The following is a 684-nucleotide window of genomic DNA, read 5'->3' as shown; positions in this document are numbered from 1 at the left end:
TACGACAACTTGGTTGCAGAACTGGTTGAAGCACAAAGCGGTGAAGCAAAAGTAGCACCTGTAGCAGCGCCTGCACAAGAAGAGTCAAAAGAAGAAGGCCTAGCACTAACAAGTGATGCGGTCTTCCTTGGCCTAAAAGCTGCGGATAAGAACGAAGCGATTAAGTTTGCTGGTGAGCAACTTGTGAAACTTGGCAATGTAGCACCTGAATATGTAGATGGCATGTTCGCTCGTGAGGAGCTGGTTTCAACTTACCTAGGTGAGTCTATCGCAGTACCGCACGGCACGATTGAAGCAAAACAGCACGTACAAAAGACCGGCATCGTATTCTGTCAGTACCCTGAAGGTATTCAATGGGGCGAAGACGAAGACGATATCGCGAAAATGGTAATCGGTATCGCAGCTCAAGGTGACGAGCACAACATGGTACTGATGGCTATCACGAATTCACTTGATGACGAAGAAGCAGTGGAACGCTTACAGAACACCACTAACCCAGAGGATGTTCTGAAGATTCTAAACGGACAATAAGAAGCTTTAAGTCAAGCTCCTGAGTGAACCGAGGCCAGCCCCCCCTGGCCTCATTTTCCCAGTCTAGATAGCTCACGGTTTAGAAGTATGTTGTTGAACCGTCATCTATACAGATTACATAGTTAAAAGGTCTAAAAATTATGAAAGCGTTAC

The 684-nt window shown here is 46.2% G+C and carries 1 protein-coding gene; it reads left to right on the top strand.

All coding sequences use genetic code 11. The features are described from left to right. Nucleotides 1-531 (top strand): PTS sugar transporter subunit IIA (locus tag KIV40_RS27095; protein WP_285352277.1); only part of this gene is annotated, 531 nt, incomplete at its 5' end. Between the last annotated feature and the right edge of the window lie 153 nt (nt 532-684).

The organism is Vibrio sp. D173a (assembly GCF_030248475.1).
Note: the sequence above shows the minus strand (reverse complement) of the source record. Positions and strands in the feature narration are given on the sequence as shown.